The 19,175-nt window shown below is 71.5% G+C and carries 17 protein-coding genes and 1 pseudogene; 11 read left to right on the top strand and 7 right to left on the bottom strand.

Features of this window, described 5'->3' with window-relative positions; translation table 11 throughout:
- The first annotated feature begins 10 nt into the window (after window positions 1–10).
- From ALI22I_RS45550 to ALI22I_RS45540, 3 genes are all read left to right on the top strand, one after another.
- A complete protein-coding gene (locus tag ALI22I_RS45550; protein ID WP_077012104.1) occupies window positions 11–1,417 on the top strand; it encodes a GH1 family beta-glucosidase in 1,407 nt (468 codons plus the stop codon).
- Complete coding sequence (locus ALI22I_RS45545; RefSeq protein WP_077011742.1) at window positions 1,414–2,445, top strand: LacI family DNA-binding transcriptional regulator; 1,032 nt, start codon at window positions 1,414–1,416, stop codon at window positions 2,443–2,445. The genes ALI22I_RS45550 and ALI22I_RS45545 overlap by 4 nt, the downstream gene beginning before the upstream one ends.
- 333 nt (window positions 2,446–2,778) lie before the next feature.
- Entirely contained in the window at window positions 2,779–5,508 is a 2,730-nt protein-coding gene (locus tag ALI22I_RS45540) for a cellulose binding domain-containing protein (RefSeq protein ID WP_077011741.1), read from the top strand.
- Here the strand turns inward: ALI22I_RS45540 and ALI22I_RS45535 are convergent.
- Complete coding sequence (locus ALI22I_RS45535; RefSeq protein ID WP_077011740.1) at window positions 5,505–5,921, bottom strand: LapA family protein; 417 nt, start codon at window positions 5,919–5,921, stop codon at window positions 5,505–5,507. The genes ALI22I_RS45540 and ALI22I_RS45535 overlap by 4 nt on opposite strands.
- 65 nt (window positions 5,922–5,986) lie before the next feature.
- Window positions 5,987–8,701, bottom strand: coding sequence for an nSTAND1 domain-containing NTPase (locus tag ALI22I_RS45530; protein ID WP_077011739.1), 2,715 nt, complete (start codon window positions 8,699–8,701; stop codon window positions 5,987–5,989).
- 189 nt (window positions 8,702–8,890) lie between these two features.
- Between ALI22I_RS45530 and ALI22I_RS45525 the strand changes: the two genes are divergently transcribed.
- Window positions 8,891–9,397: an AAA family ATPase gene (locus tag ALI22I_RS45525; RefSeq protein ID WP_077011738.1), complete on the top strand. Its 507-nt coding sequence runs from the start codon at window positions 8,891–8,893 to the stop codon at window positions 9,395–9,397.
- Here the strand turns inward: ALI22I_RS45525 and ALI22I_RS45520 are convergent.
- Window positions 9,383–10,555, bottom strand: coding sequence for an ROK family transcriptional regulator (locus tag ALI22I_RS45520; protein ID WP_077012103.1), 1,173 nt, complete (start codon window positions 10,553–10,555; stop codon window positions 9,383–9,385). The two genes, ALI22I_RS45525 and ALI22I_RS45520, sit on opposite strands and share 15 nt — an antisense overlap.
- A gap of 61 nt (window positions 10,556–10,616) precedes the next feature.
- On the opposite strand from ALI22I_RS45520, the gene xylA reads away from it, so the two are divergent.
- Window positions 10,617–11,753 (top strand): xylose isomerase, encoded by a 1,137-nt coding sequence (xylA, locus tag ALI22I_RS45515; protein ID WP_179118567.1) that lies wholly within the window; start codon window positions 10,617–10,619, stop codon window positions 11,751–11,753.
- Window positions 11,753–13,129 (top strand): xylulokinase, encoded by a 1,377-nt coding sequence (locus ALI22I_RS45510; RefSeq protein ID WP_077011736.1) that lies wholly within the window; start codon window positions 11,753–11,755, stop codon window positions 13,127–13,129. Before xylA ends, ALI22I_RS45510 begins: the two co-directional genes overlap by 1 nt.
- A 41-nt stretch (window positions 13,130–13,170) precedes the next feature.
- Here the strand turns inward: ALI22I_RS45510 and ALI22I_RS45505 are convergent, their stop codons facing one another.
- Both ALI22I_RS45505 and ALI22I_RS45500 read right to left on the bottom strand, forming a co-directional pair.
- Window positions 13,171–14,082, bottom strand: coding sequence for an aminoglycoside phosphotransferase family protein (locus ALI22I_RS45505; protein WP_077011735.1), 912 nt, complete (start codon window positions 14,080–14,082; stop codon window positions 13,171–13,173).
- Window positions 14,083–14,151: 69 nt separating this feature from the next.
- Window positions 14,152–14,892: a ZIP family metal transporter gene (locus ALI22I_RS45500; RefSeq protein WP_077011734.1), complete on the bottom strand. Its 741-nt coding sequence runs from the start codon at window positions 14,890–14,892 to the stop codon at window positions 14,152–14,154.
- A gap of 47 nt (window positions 14,893–14,939) precedes the next feature.
- On the opposite strand from ALI22I_RS45500, the gene ALI22I_RS45495 reads away from it, so the two are divergent.
- On the top strand, window positions 14,940–15,944 hold the full coding sequence (locus ALI22I_RS45495) for an NAD-dependent epimerase/dehydratase family protein (RefSeq protein ID WP_077011733.1): 1,005 nt from the start codon (window positions 14,940–14,942) through the stop codon (window positions 15,942–15,944).
- A 30-nt stretch (window positions 15,945–15,974) separates the two neighbouring features.
- Here the strand turns inward: ALI22I_RS45495 and ALI22I_RS45490 are convergent, their stop codons facing one another.
- A complete protein-coding gene (locus ALI22I_RS45490) occupies window positions 15,975–16,211 on the bottom strand; it encodes a DUF6480 family protein (protein WP_077011732.1) in 237 nt (78 codons plus the stop codon).
- Between the two features lie 74 nt (window positions 16,212–16,285).
- Between ALI22I_RS45490 and ALI22I_RS45485 the strand changes: the two genes are divergently transcribed.
- The 4 genes from ALI22I_RS45485 to ALI22I_RS45470 are packed head-to-tail and all read left to right on the top strand — an operon-like array spanning window position 16,286 to window position 18,348.
- Window positions 16,286–16,858, top strand: coding sequence for a nucleotidyltransferase family protein (locus ALI22I_RS45485; protein ID WP_077011731.1), 573 nt, complete (start codon window positions 16,286–16,288; stop codon window positions 16,856–16,858).
- Entirely contained in the window at window positions 16,855–17,103 is a 249-nt protein-coding gene (locus tag ALI22I_RS45480) for a BON domain-containing protein (protein WP_077011730.1), read from the top strand. The genes ALI22I_RS45485 and ALI22I_RS45480 overlap by 4 nt, the downstream gene beginning before the upstream one ends.
- Window positions 17,100–17,828: a metallophosphoesterase family protein gene (locus tag ALI22I_RS45475; protein ID WP_179118566.1), complete on the top strand. Its 729-nt coding sequence runs from the start codon at window positions 17,100–17,102 to the stop codon at window positions 17,826–17,828. The genes ALI22I_RS45480 and ALI22I_RS45475 overlap by 4 nt, the downstream gene beginning before the upstream one ends.
- Before the next feature lie 4 nt (window positions 17,829–17,832).
- Entirely contained in the window at window positions 17,833–18,348 is a 516-nt protein-coding gene (locus tag ALI22I_RS45470; RefSeq protein ID WP_077011729.1) for a hypothetical protein, read from the top strand.
- Between the two features lie 322 nt (window positions 18,349–18,670).
- On the opposite strand, the pseudogene ALI22I_RS45465 reads toward ALI22I_RS45470, so the two are convergent.
- Window positions 18,671–19,129 (bottom strand): annotated as a pseudogene (locus ALI22I_RS45465) (SRPBCC family protein); the annotation flags it as partial.
- Window positions 19,130–19,175 lie beyond the last annotated feature (46 nt).

Below are 19,175 nucleotides of genomic sequence, written 5' to 3'. Positions count from 1 at the left end.
TGTGGAGTCGATTTCCTTTCCCGAGGGATTCGTGTGGGGCGCCGCGACCGCGGCGTTCCAGATCGAAGGCGCGACCACCGCGGACGGTCGCACCGCGTCCATCTGGGACACGTTCTGCAAGGTTCCGGGCGCGGTGGTGGGCGGTGACACGGGTGACCCCGCCGCCGACCACTACTACCGCGTGGACGAGGACGTCCAGCTGATGGTCGACCTCGGCCTGCACGCCTACCGGTTCTCCACCGCGTGGCCGCGCATCCGCCCGGACGCCGGTCCGGTCAACCAGGCCGGTCTGGACTTCTACTCCCGGCTGGTCGACAAGCTGCTGGAGAACAACATCAGCCCGTGGCTGACCCTCTACCACTGGGACCTCCCGCAGACCCTTGAAGACGCGGGCGGCTGGGCCAACCGGGACACCGCGTACCGCTTCGCCGAGTACGCCGAGTCGGTCGTCGGCGCGCTGGGCGACCGGGTGGACAACTGGACCACGCTCAACGAGCCGTGGTGCTCGTCGCTGCTCAGCTACGCCGCCGGCATCCACGCGCCCGGCCGCCAGGAGCCGGAGGCCGCCGTCGCGGCCGTGCACCACCTGCTGCTGGCCCACGGCCTGGCCACCGCGGCGATCCGGGACCAGGCGCCCGACGCCAAGGTCGGCATCACGCTGAACATGTACCCGATCATCCCGGCGAACCCGGAGGACCCGGCCGACCTCGACGCCGCGCGCCGGCTCGACGGCCTGCAGAACCGGATCTTCCTGGACCCGCTGTTCAAGGGCGAGTACCCGGCGGACATCGTGGAGGACCTGGAGCCGTACGGCTTCTCCAAGCACATCCGCGAGAACGACCTGGAGATCATCTCCGCCCCGCTGGACCAGTTGGGCGTCAACTACTACGCCGAGCACTTCGTCAGCGGCACCCCGGAACTCGAATCCGCCGCACCGGTCCAGACCAACGGGCGTCGCCCGACCGGGTCACCCTGGGTCGGCGCGGAGCACGTCACGTTCCCCAGCCGCGGCCTGCCGCGCACCGACATGGACTGGGAGGTGCAGCCGGACGGCCTGACCAAGGTGCTCGTGCGGGTGCACCAGGACTACCCCAGCATCCCGCTCTACGTCACCGAGAACGGCGCCGCCTACCGCGACTCCGTCAACGACGACGGCTCGATCCACGACACCGAACGGCTGGGCTACATCGAGTCACACCTCCGGGCGGCGCACGCGGCCATCCAGGCCGGTGTCGACCTCCGCGGCTACTTCGCGTGGTCGCTGATGGACAACTTCGAGTGGGCCGAGGGTTACGCGAAGCGGTTCGGGATCGTGCATGTCGACTACGAGACCCAGGTGCGGACGCCTAAGATGAGCGCCATGTGGTACTCGCAGGTTGCCCGCGGCAACGCTCTCGCGGCGACGGTCGCTCCGTGACGGATGCCGTTGACCCACCCAAGGCGCGACGACCCAACGCCCGGCTGGAGGAGGTCGCTCGCGCAGCCGGGGTGTCCAAGTCGACCGTCTCCCGGGTGATCAACGGCGAGCCGTACGTCAGCTCCAAGGCGCGCGAGGCCGTGCACCAGGCCATCGGGAAGCTCGGCTACAGCCCCAACCAGGCGGCCCGGACGTTGGCCGGCAGCCGGGCCAACTGCATCGCCCTGGTCGTGTCCGAACAGGGCAGCCGGGTGTTGGCCGACCCGTTCTTCGCCGGCGTTTTGCGCGGCGTGCACGCCGAGTTGGCGGGCAAGCGGGTTCAGCTCGTCCTCATGATGAGCAAGGAGGGCGACGAGCAGGACCTGGTCAACTACCTCTGCGGCGGTCACGTGGACGGCGTGCTGGTGATCAGCCTGCACGGTCAGGACCCACTGCCCCGCACGCTCGCCGACGCGGGCCTGCCGACCGTGGTCGGCGGCAGGCCCCTCGGCGCCGGTGGAGTGCCCTATGTGGACTCGGACAACTTCAACGGCGCCATGGAAGCGGCTCGCTACCTGGTCTCGCTCGGGCGCAAGCGCATCGGCACCATCGCCGGCCCCCGGGACATGGCGGTGGGCATGGACCGGCTCTCGGGTTGGAAGCGCGGGCTGAGCCAGGCCCGGCTCGACACCGACCTGGTCGCGTACGGCGACTTCACCCCGGAGAGCGGCGCGGTCGCCATGGCCGACTTGCTCAACCGGGCACCGGACCTGGACGCCGTCTTCGTCGGCGCGGACATCATGGCGCTGGGCGCGTTGCAGACCCTGCACGCGCACGGCAAGCGGGTGCCCGACGACGTGGCGGTGGTCGGGTTCGACGACCTGATGATCGCCTCCACCGCGGTGCCGCCGCTGACCACGATCCGGCAGGACGTGGAGCAGTTGGGGCGCACCATGACGTGGCGGCTCATGGCGGAGCTGGCCGGCGAGGAGAACCTCCCGCCGTTCCTGCTCCTGCCGACCGCGATGGTCACCCGGTCGAGCGCCTGAACGGGCGCTGACCGACCTCGCTCCACCCCGATCCGGACCGCGATCCGGATCTTGACGAGCGTGCCGCGACCCGGGCCCCAGGCCCGGGTCGCGGTGTTTTTCGAAGCGATTCGACACCGGGTTCGACGCGTTCGACACCAGCGGGCTGAACACGCCCCGCACTTCACTCGGATGGCGCAACCCGTCCCCTTGCCGGCGACCGATTCGCCTCGTTACGGTCCAACTCTGCGCACTCTGGGAGCGCTCCCAGAGTGCGCTAAGAGCCCGGGGGGAGGCGGTTCCATCTCGCCCACCGCCTCCCCCCAACCCCCTGCGCAAAGGAGCGCACAAGCCATGAGACGGCTTCTGGCGTTGACCACCGCGGCCGTGGCCGCACTGGGTGTCGTGCTCGTGTCCAACGCGACCAGTCCCGCCGCGGAGCCCTCGGCGTCGGGGATCGTCCAGCCGCACGACTGGCGCAACGTGGAGATCGCGGGTGGCGGGTTCGTGCCGGGCATCGTGTTCAGCCCGGCCGAGAAGGACCTGATCTACGCGCGCACCGACATCGGCGGCGCGTACCGGTGGGACAAGACCACCAGCCGCTGGATCCCGTTGCTGGACTGGGTCGGCTGGGACAAGTGGGGCTACAACGGCGTCGCCAGCATCGCGCCGGACCCCAAGAACGCGAACAAGGTGTATGCCGCCGTCGGCATGTACACCAACACCTGGGACCCGAACAACGGCGCGATCCTGCGTTCATCCGACCGCGGCAAGACGTGGCAGACGACCGAACTGCCGTTCAAGGTCGGCGGCAACATGCCGGGCCGGGGCATGGGCGAGCGGCTGTCCGTGGACCCCAACGACGGCCGGGTGCTGTACTTCGGCGCGCCCAGCGGCAAGGGCCTGTGGCGCAGCACCGACAGCGGCGCCACCTGGTCACAGGTGGCGAGCTTCCCCAACCCCGGCAACTACGTCGCCGACCCCAACGACCCCAACGGCTACGCCAACGACATCCAGGGCGTGGTCTGGGTGACCTACGACCCGAGGTCCTCGACGGCGGGCAGTCCCAGCAGGACGATCTACGTCGGCGTCGCCGACAAGGAGAACACCGTCTACCGCAGCACGGACGCGGGCGCGACGTGGACCCGGCTGGCCGGCCAGCCGACCGGCTACATCGCGCACCAGGGCGAGCTGGACACCGCGGGCGGCTTCCTCTACCTGGCCACCAGCGACACCGGCGGCCCGTACGACGGCGGCAAGGGCGACGTGTGGAAGTACGACACGGCGACCGGCGCGTGGACGCGGATCAGCCCCGTCCCGTCCAGCAGCGCGGACGACTACTTCGGCTACAGCGGTCTGACCATCGACCGGCAGAACCCGAACACGCTGATGGTCGCCACCCAGATCTCCTGGTGGCCGGACATCATCATCTTCCGCAGCACCGACGGCGGCGCGACGTGGACGCGGGCGTGGGACTTCACCAGCTACCCCAACCGCAGCTTCCGCTACACCATGGACATCGGCTCCTCGCCGTGGCTGAGCTTCGGCGAGAACCCGCAGCCGCCGGAGGTCACCCCGAAGCTGGGCTGGATGGTCGAGTCGCTGGAGATCGACCCGTTCGACTCCAACCGGATGATGTACGGCACGGGCGCCACCATCTACGGCGCCACGGACCTGCTGAAGTGGGACAACGGCGGCCGGATCACCATCAAGCCCACCGCGGCGGGCCTGGAGGAGACCGCAGTGCTCGACCTGGTCAGCCCGCCCACGGGCGCGCCGCTGATCAGCGGGCTCGGTGACATCGGCGGGTTCCGGCACACGGACCTGACCAAGGTGCCGGCGATGATGTTCCAGCAGCCGTACTTCACCACCACCCGGAGCCTGGACTACGCGGAGAAGAACCCGGCGGTCATGGTGCGGTCGGGCGACTTCGACAAGACCGCGCGGCCCAACGACATGCGGGCGGCGTTCTCCACCGACGGCGGCGCGAACTGGTTCCAGGGCACTGAACCCAGTGGCGTCACCGGTGGCGGCACGATCGCCGCGGCGGCGGACGGCAGCCGGTTCGTGTGGAGCCCGCAGGGCGCGGGCGTGCACTACTCGGTGGGCTTCGGCAACTCGTGGACGCCGTCCACCGGCATCCCGGCCGGCGCCGTGGTCGAATCCGACCGGGTCAACCCGAACAAGTTCTACGGCCTGGCCGACGACACCGTCTACATCAGCACGGACGGCGGCGCGACGTTCACCGCGGGCGGGACCGCGGACGTGACCAAACTGCACGCCGTGCCCGGCTACGAGGGCCACCTCTGGCTGGCGGGGGAGGGCGGTCTGTTCCGCTCGACCGACTCCGGCGCGACCCTCGCCAAGGGCCCCGACTGGATCACCAGCGCGGTCAACATCGGCTTCGGCAAGCCCAGGGAGGGCAATACCTACCCTGCGCTCTACGCGGTGCTGACCATCGACGGCAAGACCGGCGTGTACCGGGCCGACGACGAGGCCGGCCGGGGCTGGGTGCACATCAACGCCGACGGCCTGCACAACTACGGGAACATGGGCGAGGCCATCACCGGTGACCCGCGCGTCTACGGGCGCGTCTACCTGGGCACCAACGGGCGCGGCATCCTCGTCGCCGATCCGAGCGGCAACATCAGCACCACGGAGCCCTTCCCGACCACGACCACGACCACGACCAGAACCACGACGACGACCACCACCACCACCACGACCGGTCCGACCACGACCACCACGACCTGGCCGCCTGCCGGCGCGTGCGAGGTGCGGTATCGGGTCGCCAGTCAGTGGACAGGGGGCTTCACCGGCTCGGTGAAGATCACGAACTGGACCGCCGGTGCCGTCACGGGCTGGAGTCTGGGCTGGTCGTTCGCCAACGGCCAGCGGATCACCAACAGTTGGAACGGCAAGGCGTCGCAGTCCGGTGCCGCCGTCACGGTGACCAACGAGGGCTGGAACGGGACCATCGCAGCGGGCGGCTCGGTGGACTTCGGATTCCAGGCGAGCTGGCAGGGCAGCAACGTCACCCCCACCGGCTTCACGCTGAACGGCAGGGCCTGTTCCTCGGTCTAACGCAGCCCTCGCTTGGCCTGGCGGCGCAGCTGCATGATCCGGGCTGCGCCGACCAGGGCCACCACGATCGCCCCGGCGATCGCCGCGAACAGCAGTGCCACACCCAGCGGCAGCGTGCCCGCCGCACCGAGGAAGTGGACCGTGGCGTCGGTGAGGTTCTGCAGGATGAACACCAGCAGCACGATCAGCACGACGATCGAGGCCAGCACCGCCACCCAGGTGCCGCTGATCCTGGTCGGCTTGAGCTTCACCGGCTGCCCGGCGCCGAGGTCCGGCTTGTCGGGAGCGGCCGGGGGTGGCGTGGGCTCGACGGTGCTCGGCCCGGGGTCGCGCGGACTCACCGCCGGCGGGCCGTCCGGTATCGGGCTCTCGGGCAGCGATTCGGGGCGGTCGTCGTCACGCGGCGTGGTCACGGCGTGATTATCCGTCCGGGTCGGACGACACGCCAGCTCAGGGCACCCTTCTCAGGACACCGATCTCAGGCGCACGGTTGGAAGTACTGCAACGCGCCCACCGCGGCCACGTACTGCTGCCACTCCTCGCGCGAGATGTGCGCCTCGACCGCCGAGCACATCTCGGCCACCGCGGTGTCGAAGTCGAAGCCCCAGGAACGGGTCGTGCCGTCGGAGTTGGACGTCACCACCCGGTCGGGGGCGTCGCCGAACGCCACCCCGTACACACCGGTGGTGCGCCCGGTGATCCGCCCCTGCTCGACCGGGCGGGTGGGGTCGGACACGTCCCACAGCACCACCTTGTCGTCCTTGCCCACGGTGGCCAGCGCCCGGCCGTCCTGCCGGAAGCCCAGCGCGCGGATCGACTCCGGGTGCACCTTCTGGGACCACGTCTCCTCGGGCGCCCACTGCTTGGTCCGGTCCCACATCCGGACCAGGCCGTTCGCGAAGCCGGCCGCGAGCGTGCGGTTGTCCGGGGACAGCGCGGCCGCGGTGATCTCCCTGCCGGTCTCCACCACCCCGATCCGCATCGGTCGCGCCGGGTCGGACACGTCCCACACGCGGAGCGTGCCCGCGTCGTCGTAGGTGACGACCACGTGCCCGTCCTGGCTGTAGACGACGCCGTTGAGCGGGCGCGGGTGACCGATCAGCTTCCCCCGCATCGCCGGCCGCTCCGGCACGGACCAGTCCCACACGGTGACCTCGTCCCGGTCCGAGACGGTGATCAGGGTGCGGGCGCCCGCCGGGTCCAGCGCGATCCGCCGCACCGGGAAGTCGAACGTGTGCGCCACCTCGGGGGTGATCGCGTCGGTGACGTCCCAGACCTTCGCCACCCGCCCCTCCACCGTGGTGGCGAACGCCTGCTGGAAGCCGTCGACGGCCATCGAGGTGACGGCGGCGCGCGGGTTGGTGCGGGCGCCGAGCCGGATGTACGGCTCGTCGGCGGGGACGGGCACGCGTGCGCTGGGGCGCGGCAGGCCGTCCGGGCTCAGGCCACCGCCGGACGGGTACGCCGAGCGGGTGACCACGTCCTCCTCGCTCGCCGCGTGCGCGGTGAGCACGCCGTCGCGCAGCGGTCCGGTCGGGTTGAGCCGGTAGGCGGCGATGGCCAGCTGGTCGGCCAACCCCGGGTTGCTGCCGCGCAACGACTGCGCCTGGTTGGACACGAACCAGGCGGCCGACGAGCGCCAGCCCTCGGCGGCCTCCTTCTGCGCGTTGATCGCGAGCACCACGGCCGTGCCGGCGAGCAACAGCAGCACGGCCAGTAAAGCCACCAGCTGCCGCAGCCTGCGGGTGCGCCGGTGCGCGAGTTGTCGTTCCCGGTCGCGGGCCTGGAGGCTGTCGGCCAGGAAGTCCCGCTCCTGGGCGCTGGTGCGCACGCCGTCCCGTTGCGTCCACTCGACCGCGGTGTCCAGCCGCGAGCCCCGGTACAGCGCGTCCGGGTCGCGGCCGAGCGAGTCCCAGGTGGCCGCGGCCTCGGTGAGCTGCCGCATGGTGCGCAGCCCCTCCCGGTCCTCGGCCAGCCAGCCGCGCAGCCGCGGCCAGGAGCGGATCAGCGCTTCGTGCGCGATCTCCACGCTGTCCCGGTCCAGGGTGAGCAGTCGGGCGTGCGCCAGCCGGTCGAGCACGACGTCCACGTCCACGTCGTGGTCGAGTTCGGCGCGCGGCAGCCGCCGCTTGGTATCCTCGGTGCCGTCGCCGAGCGCGGTGAGCCGCAGGAACACCTGCCGCGCCAACGCCCGCTGCTGCTTCTCCAACGAGGTGAAGGTGCGTTCGGCGGTCTGCGCGATGGCGTGCTGGACGCCGCCCGCCGCCTCGTACCCGGCCAGCGTCAACGTGGTGCCGCGCCGGCGCCGCCACGTCTCCAGCAGGGCGTGCGACATCAGCGGCAGCACGCCCGCCTGACCGGTGGCGTCCGCGACGAGCCGGGACACCAGCGCCGTCTCCACCGTGCACGACGCCTTCACGGCGGGCTGCATGATCACCTGGCGCAGCTCCTCTGGACCCATCGGCCCGAGCAGCAGCTGGCCGTCGGTCAGCGCCTCCACCAGCGCCGGGTGCTGCGCGCAGTGCCCGTAGAAGTCGGCCCGCACGCCGATCACGACCTTGCACCGGGCGGTCAGCAGCGCGTCGATGTACGCCGCGCGCTGGTCGACGTCCGGCCACAGCGTGAAGACCTCTTCGAACTGGTCCACGATCAGCAGGTCCGCGTCCAGGTCCGGCGCACCGGTCTCGCTGGGCGTGGTGACCACGACCCGGCCGGTCAGCCGCGGCACCAGACCGGCGCACAGCAGGGACGACTTGCCCGCGCCGGACGCGCCGAACACCGCGACGAACCGCCGGTGCGCGATGCGCTGCTCCAGGTCGTCCAGCAGGTGGTCGCGGCCGAAGAACCACTCGGCGTCCTCGGTGCCGTAGGCGGCCAGGCCCGCGTACGGCGGGTGGCCCTCGTCGGGCTGCGGCTCGGGGCTGGGCAGCACCTCGGCGGCGACCTGCCGCCACCGGTCCTCCCACTCGGCCACGTCGCCCTCGCAGGCGCGGACGTAGGCCAACGTCACCGCGAGCGTCGGCAGCTTCCGCCCGCCCGCCGCGTCCGACAGCGTCGTCGCCGAGTAGTGGGCGCGCGCGCCCAACTGCCGGTAGCTGAACCCGCCCGCCTTGTCCCGCAACGAACGCAGGTCGGCGGCGAACTTGAGCAGCGGGCTGTCGCCCACGTCCAAAGGGCGCTCTCCACGCGGCACCGGTCCACCCCCTGCCCCAGTATCCCCGATTGTCCGCCACCGGCGTTCAACGTCAAAACGTGCCGTCCAGGCTGTCAGACGAGCGGCCGGAGCGTGTCCGCATCCGGTGGGCTCATTCGGGTGAACAGGGCCGGCGCGTTTCGCCAGTGTGTTCGCCCAGGCGCCGTTCCCGCCGCTAGTCTCGCCGGTGTGGCTCGCCTGATCGCGTTGAACGGCCCGCCGGGGTGTGGCAAGTCGACCATCGCCCGCCGTTACGCCGAGGACCACCCGCCCGCGTTGGCGTTGGACGTGGACCGGGTGCGCGACCTGATCAGCGGCGACCTGCGCCAGGCCGGCCTGTTGGCCCGTGACATCGCGATCGCCGCCGCCCGCACGCACCTGACCTCCGGTCACGACGTCGTCGTGCCCCAGTTCCTGGGCCGCCCGGAGTTCCTGGACCGCCTCCGCCACCTCGCCGCGGACGTCGGCGTGACGTTCCACGAGATCGTCCTGCTCGACTCGAAGGAGAACGCCCTGCGCCGCTTCGCCGAGCGCGGCACCATCCACGAGACCCCGGAGACGCTGTCGATCATGTACGACAACCTGATGGCCATCATCGCCACCCGCCACCCGGTGGTCATCCCCTCCCGCGAAGGCGACCCGGACCACACCTACCAGGCGCTCCTGGCCGTCCTGAACGGGTCAGGTCAGGACTGAGGTCACGTAGGGCTCCGGGTCGGCGAGGATGGCGCGGACGGCGGTGGTCGCGGCGCCGCGCACGGCCGCTTCGGCGCCCAGGGACGAGGCCACGACGCGGACCTTGGACCACTCGGCGCTGACCACGCGGCGGTCCAGTTCGGCGTGCAGGGGCTCCTGGAGCCACGGTTCCAGGCGGGCGTAGGTGCCGCCGAGCACCACGGTGGGCAGGTCCAGGAGGTTCACCGCGCCGGAGAGGGCCACGCCGAGCCACCGTGCCGCCGAGCGCACCGCCGCAGTCGCCGTGCGGTCACCCGCCGCCAGCCGCGCCAGCAGTTCGTCCACGCCGGAGACGCCCGCCGCGCGCACGATCTCGTCCTGCCCCGCCAGCCGCTCCAGGCACCCCCGCGACCCGCACGCGCACTGCGGCCCACGTGGGTCGACGGACAGGTGGCCGATCTCGCCACCGAACCCGGACACGCCCTCGAACAGCCCGCCGGCCACCACGATCCCCGCGCCGATGCCGATCTCACCCGAGATGTGCAGGAAGTCCGCCGCCACTTCCCCGTGCCACAGCTCGGCCAACGCGGCCAGGTTCGCCTCGTTCGCCACCAGCACCGGCACGTCCAGCGCCATCCGGCGGGTCAGCTCGCCCCGGATGTCCACCTCGCGCCACCCCAGGTTCGGCGCGACCCGCAGCGACCCGCCGGCCACCTCCACCAGGCCGGGCACGGCCACGCCCACCCCGCCGATCGGCACGTCCTGCTTCGCCGCCGTCCGCACCGCCGTGGCCACCTTGGCCAGCACGCGGGCGGGGGAGGAGGCACGATTGTCGCTGGGCCGCAGCCACCGCGCCCGCACCTGTCCGGTGAGGTCGACCAGGCACGTCGCCAGGTAGTCGACGCCGATCTCCACGCCGAGCCCGTGCGGTCCGGTGGGCGACAGGTGCAGCGCCGTGCCGCGCCTGCCGGGACCGGATCGCGCCTGCGCCTCGCCCTCGGCGACGAGCCCGGCGCCGATCATCCGGTCCACCAGGCTCGACACGGTCGCCTTGGTCAGACCGGTGCGCGCGGCGACGGCCGCCCGCGACGAGCCGGGAGCCTCGGCGATCGCGTCGAGCACGAGGGCGGAGTTGTGCCGTCGCACGGTGTGCTGGCTCGCGGGCTGCGGTCTGGACACCACTGGATACTAGCGGCTGAGTGCGATAAGTTCAGGCATCAAACTTATTGGAGGTGCCCTCGTGGACAAGTTCAGCTTCGGCCTGTGGACGGTCGGCTGGCAGGGACGCGACCCGTTCGGTGAGGCGACCCGCCCCGTTCTGGACGCGCCGTTGGCGGTGCGCAAGCTCTCGGAGCTCGGTGCGTGGGGCATCACGTTCCACGACGACGACCTGGTCCCCTTCGGCGCGGACGCGGCCGAGGCGGACAAGCGGGTCGCCGCGTTCCGCGCGGCGTTGGACGAGACCGGCATGGTCGTGCCGATGGTGACCACCAACCTGTTCGCCCACCCGGTGTTCAAGGACGGCGGCTTCACCAGCAACGACCGCACGGTGCGCCGGTTCGCGCTGCGCAAGGTGCTGCGCAACCTGGAGCTGGCGGCCGAGCTCGGCGCGGAAACCATCGTGATGTGGGGTGGCCGCGAAGGCTCGGAGGTCGATGCCGGCAAGCCCGTGCACGCCGCCCTCGACCGCTACCGCGAGGCCGTCGACACGGTCGCGCAGTACTCGATCGACCAGGGCTACGGCTTCCGCTTCGCGCTGGAGCCCAAGCCCAACGAGCCGCGCGGCGACATCCTGCTGCCCACGATCGGCCACGCGCTGGCGTTCATCTCGACGCTGGAGCACCACGAGCTGGTCGGCGTGAACCCCGAGGTCGGCCACGAGCAGATGGCGGGCCTCAACTTCGTGCACGGCATCGGCCAGGCGCTGTGGCAGGGCAAGCTCTTCCACATCGACCTCAACGGCCAGAAGGGCCCGCGCTACGACCAGGACTTCGTGTTCGGCCAGGGCGATCTGCTGTCCGCGTTCTTCCTGGTCGACCTGCTGGAGAACGGCGGCTACGAGGGCCCGCGGCACTTCGACTACAAGCCGCTGCGCACCGAGGACATGGACGGCGTGTGGGAGAGCGCGGCGGCCAACATGCGCACCTACCAGCTGCTGCGCGAGCGGTCGGCGGCGTTCCGCGCCGACCCCGAGGTGCAGGAGGCGCTCAAGACCAGCGGCGTGTACGAGCTGGCCGAGCCGACCCTGAACGAGGGCGAGTCGATCGCGGACTTCCTGAAGGGCGAGGACTTCGACCCGTCCGCCGCCGGTGAACGCGGCTACGGCTTCGTGCGCCTGTCGCAGCTGGCGCTGGAGCACCTGTTGGGCGCGCGCTGATGGCGCTCGTCGCGGGCGTCGACTCGTCCACCCAGTCCTGCAAGGTGGTGGTGCGCGATTCGGACACCGGCGCCCTTGTGCGGCAAGGACGTGCGGCGCACCCGACGGGCACCGAGGTGCACCCCGCCGCGTGGTGGGACGCACTCCAGACGGCCATCGCGGACGCGGGCGGCCTGGACGACGTGACCGCCGTATCGGTGGCCGCCCAGCAGCACGGCATGGTCACGCTGGACTCCTCCGGCGAGGTAGTGCGGCCGGCGCTGCTGTGGAACGACACCCGTTCCGCAGCGGCGGCGGCCGACCTCACTGCCGAACTGGGCGGTCCGGACAAGTGGGCCGAGGCGATCGGCAGCGTCCCGGTCGCCTCCCTCACCGTGACCAAGCTGCGCTGGCTGGCGGCTCACGAACCCGAGTCGGCGGCCCGCACGGCAGCCGTGTGCCTGCCGCACGACTGGCTGACCTGGAAACTGTCCGGCGGGACGTCGTTGGACGCCCTGACCACCGACCGCAGCGACGCCAGCGGCACGGGTTACTGGTCGCCGTCCACAGAGGACTACCGGCCGGATCTCCTGGAACTGGCCCTGGGCAAGGTAGTCGCACTCCCGCGCGTGCTGGGTCCGGCCGACCTGATCGGCCGGTTCGGCGCGGGCGCAGGCGACAACGCGGCAGCGGCCCTGGGCGTGCAGGCACAGCCCGGTGACGTCGTCGTGTCCATCGGCACCTCCGGCACGGCCTTCGCACGATGGCCGAACCCGGTCGCCGACGGCACCGGCATCGTCAACGGCTTCGCCGACGCCGAAGGCGGCCACCTGCCGCTCGTGTGCACCCTCAACGCGTCACGGATTCTCGACGCAACCGCGGCCATGCTGAAGGTCGACCTGGCCGAGCTGTCGGACCTGGCCCTCAGCGCCCCCGCAGGCGCCGACGGCCTGGTCTTCGTGCCGTACCTGGAGGGTGAGCGGACACCGAACAAGCCCGACTCCACCGGCGCCCTGCACGGCCTCCGCCTGGACACCATGACCCCGGCGCACATGGCACGCGCCGCGGTCGAGGGCCTGCTGTGCAGCCTGGCCGACGCCATCGACGCCCTGGTGGCCCTCGGCATGCCCGTAACGCGGGTGCTCCTGATCGGCGGTGCGGCCAAGATGCCCGCCGTGCAACAGCTAGCCCCCGCCGTGTTCGGCTGCCCGGTACTGGTGCCGTCGCCGAGCGAGTACGTGGCAGACGGCGCCGCCAGGCAGGCGGCGTGGGCGGCCAGCGGCGCGGACGCACCACCACACTGGACGGAACTGGCCTCCACCTCCGTAGAGGCCGACCCGACCCCGTGGGTCCGCGAACGCTACGCGTCGGCGCGTGAACTGACCGTCAACCGCTGAGCCGAAGGGGTGTCTCCGCTGCGGAGGCACCCCTCTCGGCGTCACGGCGCGTCGTTCAGGATCTCCTCGATCAGCCGCCGGTTGACCGCGGCCTGCTCCTCGCCCTTGTCGTGCTCGACGATGTCGGCGAGCGTGATGAGGGCCTTCCACAACGCCCAGCCGCGCGCCCGTGCCCAGGTGGCGGCGTCCAGACCGACCGCGTCGCGGAACGCCTCCCGGCTGTCGCCGGAGAACATCGTCCACGCGATCACCAGGTCGCAGGCCGGGTCACCGACGCCGCACCCGCCGAAGTCGATGACCGCGGTCAGCTTCCCGCCGTCGACCAGCAGGTTGCCGCTCGCGATGTCGCCGTGGAACCAGACCGGCGGCCCGGCCCAGGCGGGCGTGCGGATGGCGTCCTCCCACACGGCCGCGGCCCGTTCCGCGTCGACATGCCCCTCCAGCACGGTGAGCGCGCGCCGGGTCCAGCCGTCGTAGTGCGCGGGCGGCGTGCCCCGGTAGAAGCAGTGCGCACCGGCCGGCGGTCCGTCCGTCGCGTCGATGCGCTGCAAGGCGCGGATGAAGTCGGCGATCGAGACCGCGAACCCGGAGAGGTCGTCGATGCGGTCGGGGGAGGCGGTCCGCCCGTCCATCCAGCGGCGGACCGACCAGGGGAACGGGTAGCCCTCGCCCGGTTCGCCCATCGCCAGCGACACGGGCACCGGAACGGGCAACGACGCCGCGAGCACAGGTAGCCACCGGTGCTCCTTGGCCACGGCCGGCACGTAACCCTCGCCGGTGGGCAGCCGCACGGTCATGTCATCGCCGAGCCGGTACGTGCGGTTGTCCCACCCGTCGACTTCGACCGGCGTCACCGGGAGATCGCGCCACCGCGGGAACTGGCTCGCGATCAGCCGTTTCACCAGGTCCGCGTCGACACCGGCGCGACCGTCGCTGTACGGATCGTCGACCATGCCCCGAGCTTGGCGATCTTCCCATCGTCGGGCAAGGCATTTTCGGCGGCGTCGGGACCGGGCGGCTGGTCAGGCGTGTGACAGGGCGAACGCGGTCAGGAAGCCCGAGACCGTCACCAGGCCCACGAGCAGGTGGGCGTCGTCGAACGCCTCGGGGATCATGGTGTCTGCCACCATCGACAGGATCGCGCCGCCCGCGAACGCGGTGATGCCCGCCAGCCACACCGGCGGCGCACCGGCCAGCAGGCCGTACCCGGCCATCGCCGCCAGCCCGCTCACCGCGGCGATCCCGATCCACAACCCGAACACGTACCGCCGCGACCGCCCGGCCCGCCGCATCCCCGCCGCCGACGACAACCCCTCCGGTACGTTGCTGATGAACACGGCGACCACGGTCACCGCGCTCACGCCGCCGCCGCTGAGCAGGCTCGCGCCGATCACCACCGACTCGGGTATCCCGTCCAGCAGCGCACCGACCGCGATCGCCGTCCCCGACCCGCTCTGCTCGGCCTCGGACGGCTGCAGACCACCCGACCGCTTCCGGTGCCGGGCGCCACGCCGCGCCAACGCCACGTTCGCCGCCGTGTAGACCACCGCCCCGAGCGCCGCGCCCGACGCCGTGGGCGGCAACCCGCCCAGCTCGTGCGCCTCCTCGATCAGCTCGAACGACACCGCCGACATCAGCACCCCGCTGCCGAACCCCATCACCGCCGCCACCACCCCGCGCGGCACGCGCGCCAGGTAGCCCACGAGCGCGCCCAACAGCAACGCGGAACCGGCCAGCAGCCCCCACCCGGCAGCCTCGAACAACCGCGCCTCCCCCGTGTCACACCGGCCCGCACGGGTATCCGGTAGCCATGAGGATCGTCGTCACCGGCGCCACCGGCAATCTGGGCACGGCCTTGCTGCGCCGTCTGGCCGACGAGCCGGACATCACCGTCCACGGCATCTCCCGCCGCCCGCCGAAGGAAGAACCGCCCTACGACATCGCCTGGACCCCGGTCGACCTCAGCCGCGACGGCGCCGAGGAACCGCTCACCGAGGTCTTCAGACACGCCGACACCGTGGTGCACATGGCCTGGCGCATCCAGCCCAGCCACGACGAGCGCGTCCTCTACCGCACCAACGTCGCCGGCAGTGACCGAGTGTTCACCGCCGCCGTCAAAGCAGGCGTCCCACACCTGGTCCACATGTCGTCCGTCGGCGCGTACTCACCAGCGGCCAAGGACCACACCGTGGACGAGAGCTGGCCTCACGACGGCCTCGCCAACTCCTACTACAGCCGGCACAAGGCGGCCGTCGAGCACCTGCTCGACCAGGTCGAACGCGAGCACCCCGACCTCACCGTCACCCGCGTCCGCCCCGGCCTGGTGCTGCAACCGGAGGCCGCCGCCGAGATCAAGCGCTACTTCCTCGGCCCCCTGGTCCCGCACGCCCTGTTCCGCCTCCGCCTGCCGGTCCTCCCGCTGCCGCGCACGATGGTGCTCCAGTTCCTGCACGCCGACGACCTCGCCGATGCCCTCGCCAAGATCGTCACCACCCGCGCCGAGGGCGCGTTCAACCTGGTCTCCGAGCCGGTCGTCACGCCCCAGGTCCTCGCCGAAATCATGCGCACCCGCCACGTGCCGATCCCGCCGATCGCCCTCCGCACGGCCGCCCGAATCACCTGGCACCTGCGCCTGCAACCCACCTCTCACGGCTGGGTGGACCTGGCCCTCACCGCACCGCTGATGGACGCGACCAAGGCGTTCACCCGGCTCGGCTGGTCACCGCGCCACAACGCCCGCGACACGCTCAAGCAGCTCTTCGACGGCCTCGCCCGCAAGGAAGGCCTCCAACCAAGCCCGCCCCTGAAGCCCTGAACCGCTGAAGCCCCGAAGCCCCGGGAGCGGCTAGTAAAGGTTGGTCCAACCCATCACCTGGGCCACCACGAACGCCAGCGTCAGCAACGTAATGATCACCACCACCACGAGCGTGACGACGGGCCCCCGCCGTGACGGCATGGGCTGCGGGTGGGACAGGCCGGAGGTCTGGCCGGAATCGGGCGGCGTCTCGCCGGGCGCGACCCCGCCACCGGGCTCCAGGCCGGGCGTGCGGGCCGGATCCGGGTCGGGCGGTGTGGCAGTCATGCCCTCTGGACTACCCCGTCCGGACGGCCCTACCCCGCCGTGTGAACAACCATCCAGACGGGTAATCACCACGCATGAGCGGTGTCCAAGACGAGCTGCTGCGCACGTTGACGAAGGTCGCCAAGGCTCTGCGCGCGCACGACATCCCGTTCGCCTTGGCGGGCGGGTGCGCGGTGTACGCCAGAGGTGGGCCCGCGACGGAACACGACGTGGACATCCTGGTGCGCGAACAGGACGCCGGCCCCGCGGTGAGCGCGCTCGTCGCGGCCGGTATGCGTGCCGCTACTCCACCGGAGGACTGGCTGTTGAAGGTCTACGACGGCGACTCGCTGGTGGACCTGCTGTTCCGGCCCAACGAGATGCCCGTGACCGACGAGACGCTCAGCCGCGCCGAGGAGCTGGCAGTCGGCTCCGTGACGCTGCCCGTGATGCCCGCGACCGACGTGATGATCAGCAAACTGCTGGTCCTCGACGGGCACCGCTGCGACTTCAGCGGGCTGCTGCCGTTCGCCCGCGCGCTGCGCGAGCAGATCAACTGGGAGCACGTCCGCGAAGCCACCAAGCACTCCCCGTACGCCGAGGCGTTCCTCGTGCTCGTCGAACGCCTCGACCTCCTGCCCGCCCCGCTGACCAGGAGCGCCCGATGACCGCTGAGCAATACCTCGCCGCCCGGCTGCGCCAGGCGCTGGCCGAGGACCCGCGCACCACCGAACTGGGCGTGCGCGTCACCGTGCGTGGTGACCACGTGCTGCTGTCCGGTGACGTGGCGAGTCCGGAACGCCGCGCCGAACTGGAGGCGGTGATCCACGACGTGGCCCCGGAACTGACCGTGCTCGACGACGTGAAGGTGGTGCCGTCCGAAGCCCCGGTCGGCCGAGAGGAGATTCGATGATCCGCATCGCCGCAGTGGGTGACGTGCACTTGGGCGAGGACGCGCGCGGCCGGCTGCGGCCCGCGTTGGAACAGCTCGGCGAACGCGCCGACGTGCTGCTCCTCGCGGGCGACCTGACTCGGCACGGCACGGTGTCCGAGGCGCGGGTGGTGGCCGACGAGTTCGGCGGCTTGGACGTGCCCGTGGTAGCCGTGCTGGGCAACCACGATCACCACGACGACAAGCCGGACGAGGTCACCGCCGTGCTGCGCGACGCGGGCCTCACCGTGCTGGAGGGCCAGACCACCACCATCTCGGTCGACGGCCACACGCTGGGTGTCGCGGGCGTGAAGGGCTTCGGCGGCGGGTTCGCGGGCAAGTGCGGGAGCGTGTTCGGCGAGCCGGAGATGAAGGCGTTCATCCGGCACACCACCGAGATCGCCGACTCCCTGCGGGGCGCCCTGGGCAGCCTGGACACCGACGTGAAGGTGGCGTTGACGCACTACGCGCCGATACCGGACACGCTGCGCGGCGAGCCGCCGGAGATCTACCCGTTCCTGGGCTCCTACCTGCTGGGTGAGGCGATCGACGACAACGCGCCGCACCTGGCCGTGCACGGGCACGCGCACTTCGGCGTCGAGCAGGGCATGACGCCCGGAGGGGTGCGGGTGCGCAATGTCGCACAACCCATCATCCGATCGGCATACACCGTGTACTGCGTGGAACCCGCCGTAGTGGAGGTGTAGCCGCATGGAAGAACCCAGGACCGAGGGCCCGTCCGTGGTGTGGGCGGGGCCGCCCGATGCGCCGGCCGTGGTCGTGCTCGACCCGGCCGGTGTCGGCAGGCACGGCGACCTGCCCGGCACGTGGCGTCCGCTGACGGAGTACCTGCAGGTCATGTGGTGCCGGCTGCCCGCGGCGGACGAGCCGTGGCGCGAGGTGGACGAGGTGTTGTCCGAGTTCGTCGACCGCGCGGTGCCGGTGCACCTGGTGGCGGGCGCGGCGGCCGGCGCCGAGGTCGGCGAGCTGGTCCGGCGGCACGAGGGCCTGATCAGCTCGGTGCAGACGTTCGCCGCGCCGGTGCCCCTGGGCCACCCCGAGGTGGTCCTGGAGGTCCTGCGCGAGCTGCTGAACCTGGACGTGGACCCGCAGGCCGACCCACCGCTCCCGAGCGGCGGCCGCCGGCCCGATTCGCTGCTCGGTGACGCCGCCTCGGCGCTGAGGCAGTCCGTGGCCCAGCTGTGGGAGCGGCTCAAGCAGAGCTAGACCCGGTGAAGCGATAGAGCAACGCCGAAAGGCAAAGCAACGCCGAAAGGCCCGTGAACCTCGGGGTTGAAGTTCACGGGCCTTTCGGCGTTGTCAGCTGGCAGCTTCGTTCGTTGTCAGCTTCCGTCAACCGGCGGACGGGGCCGGGGGATCGGCGGGTGTGCCCAACGCCGTCTCCGCGGCTCCCGCACCGCCCGCGTGCTCATCGCAACGGGTCACCCGGCACCGAGCCGCCCGGGAACGGGCCACCCGGCCGCGGGTCACCAGGCAACGGGTCGCCCGGTCGGCCGGCGTCGGGCAGGTCGTGGCGCGTCTCGCCGGCCTGCGGCGGACGGCTCACGTCGCCCCGCCAGGCACCGGTCTCGCTGCCACGGTGCTCGATGAACTCCTTGAACCGCTCCAGGTCGGCGGACACGCGGTGTCCGACCACGCCGGTCGCCGCGCCCGCCTTCTCGGTGAGCGTCTGCGGCTCGTACTCCATCTGCAGGTGGACTCGGGTGTGGCGGTCGTCGAGCCGGTGGAACGTCACCACACCGCCCTGCGGCGGGCCGTCCACGGTGTGCCACGCCACCCGCTCGTCCGGGTGCTGTTCGGTGATCTCCGCGTCGAACTCCCTGGTCACGCCACCGATCTTGGTGACCCAGTGGGTGCGGGTGGGTGTCACCTGCGTGATGCGCTCGACGCCCTCCATGAACTGGGGGAACGACTCGAACTGCGTCCACTGGTTGTACGCCGTCGTGACCGGGACCTCGACGTCCACGGACTTCTCGATCGTCGTCACTTGCAACAACCTCTCTTTGGGAATTCGAGTGCGACACTCGGGTACC

This window comes from Saccharothrix sp. ALI-22-I (genome assembly GCF_001984175.1).
Classification (GTDB): Bacteria; Actinomycetota; Actinomycetes; order Mycobacteriales; family Pseudonocardiaceae; genus Actinosynnema.
The sequence above is the reverse complement of the archived record's forward strand: the minus strand, read 5'-3'. Positions and strand labels throughout refer to the sequence as shown.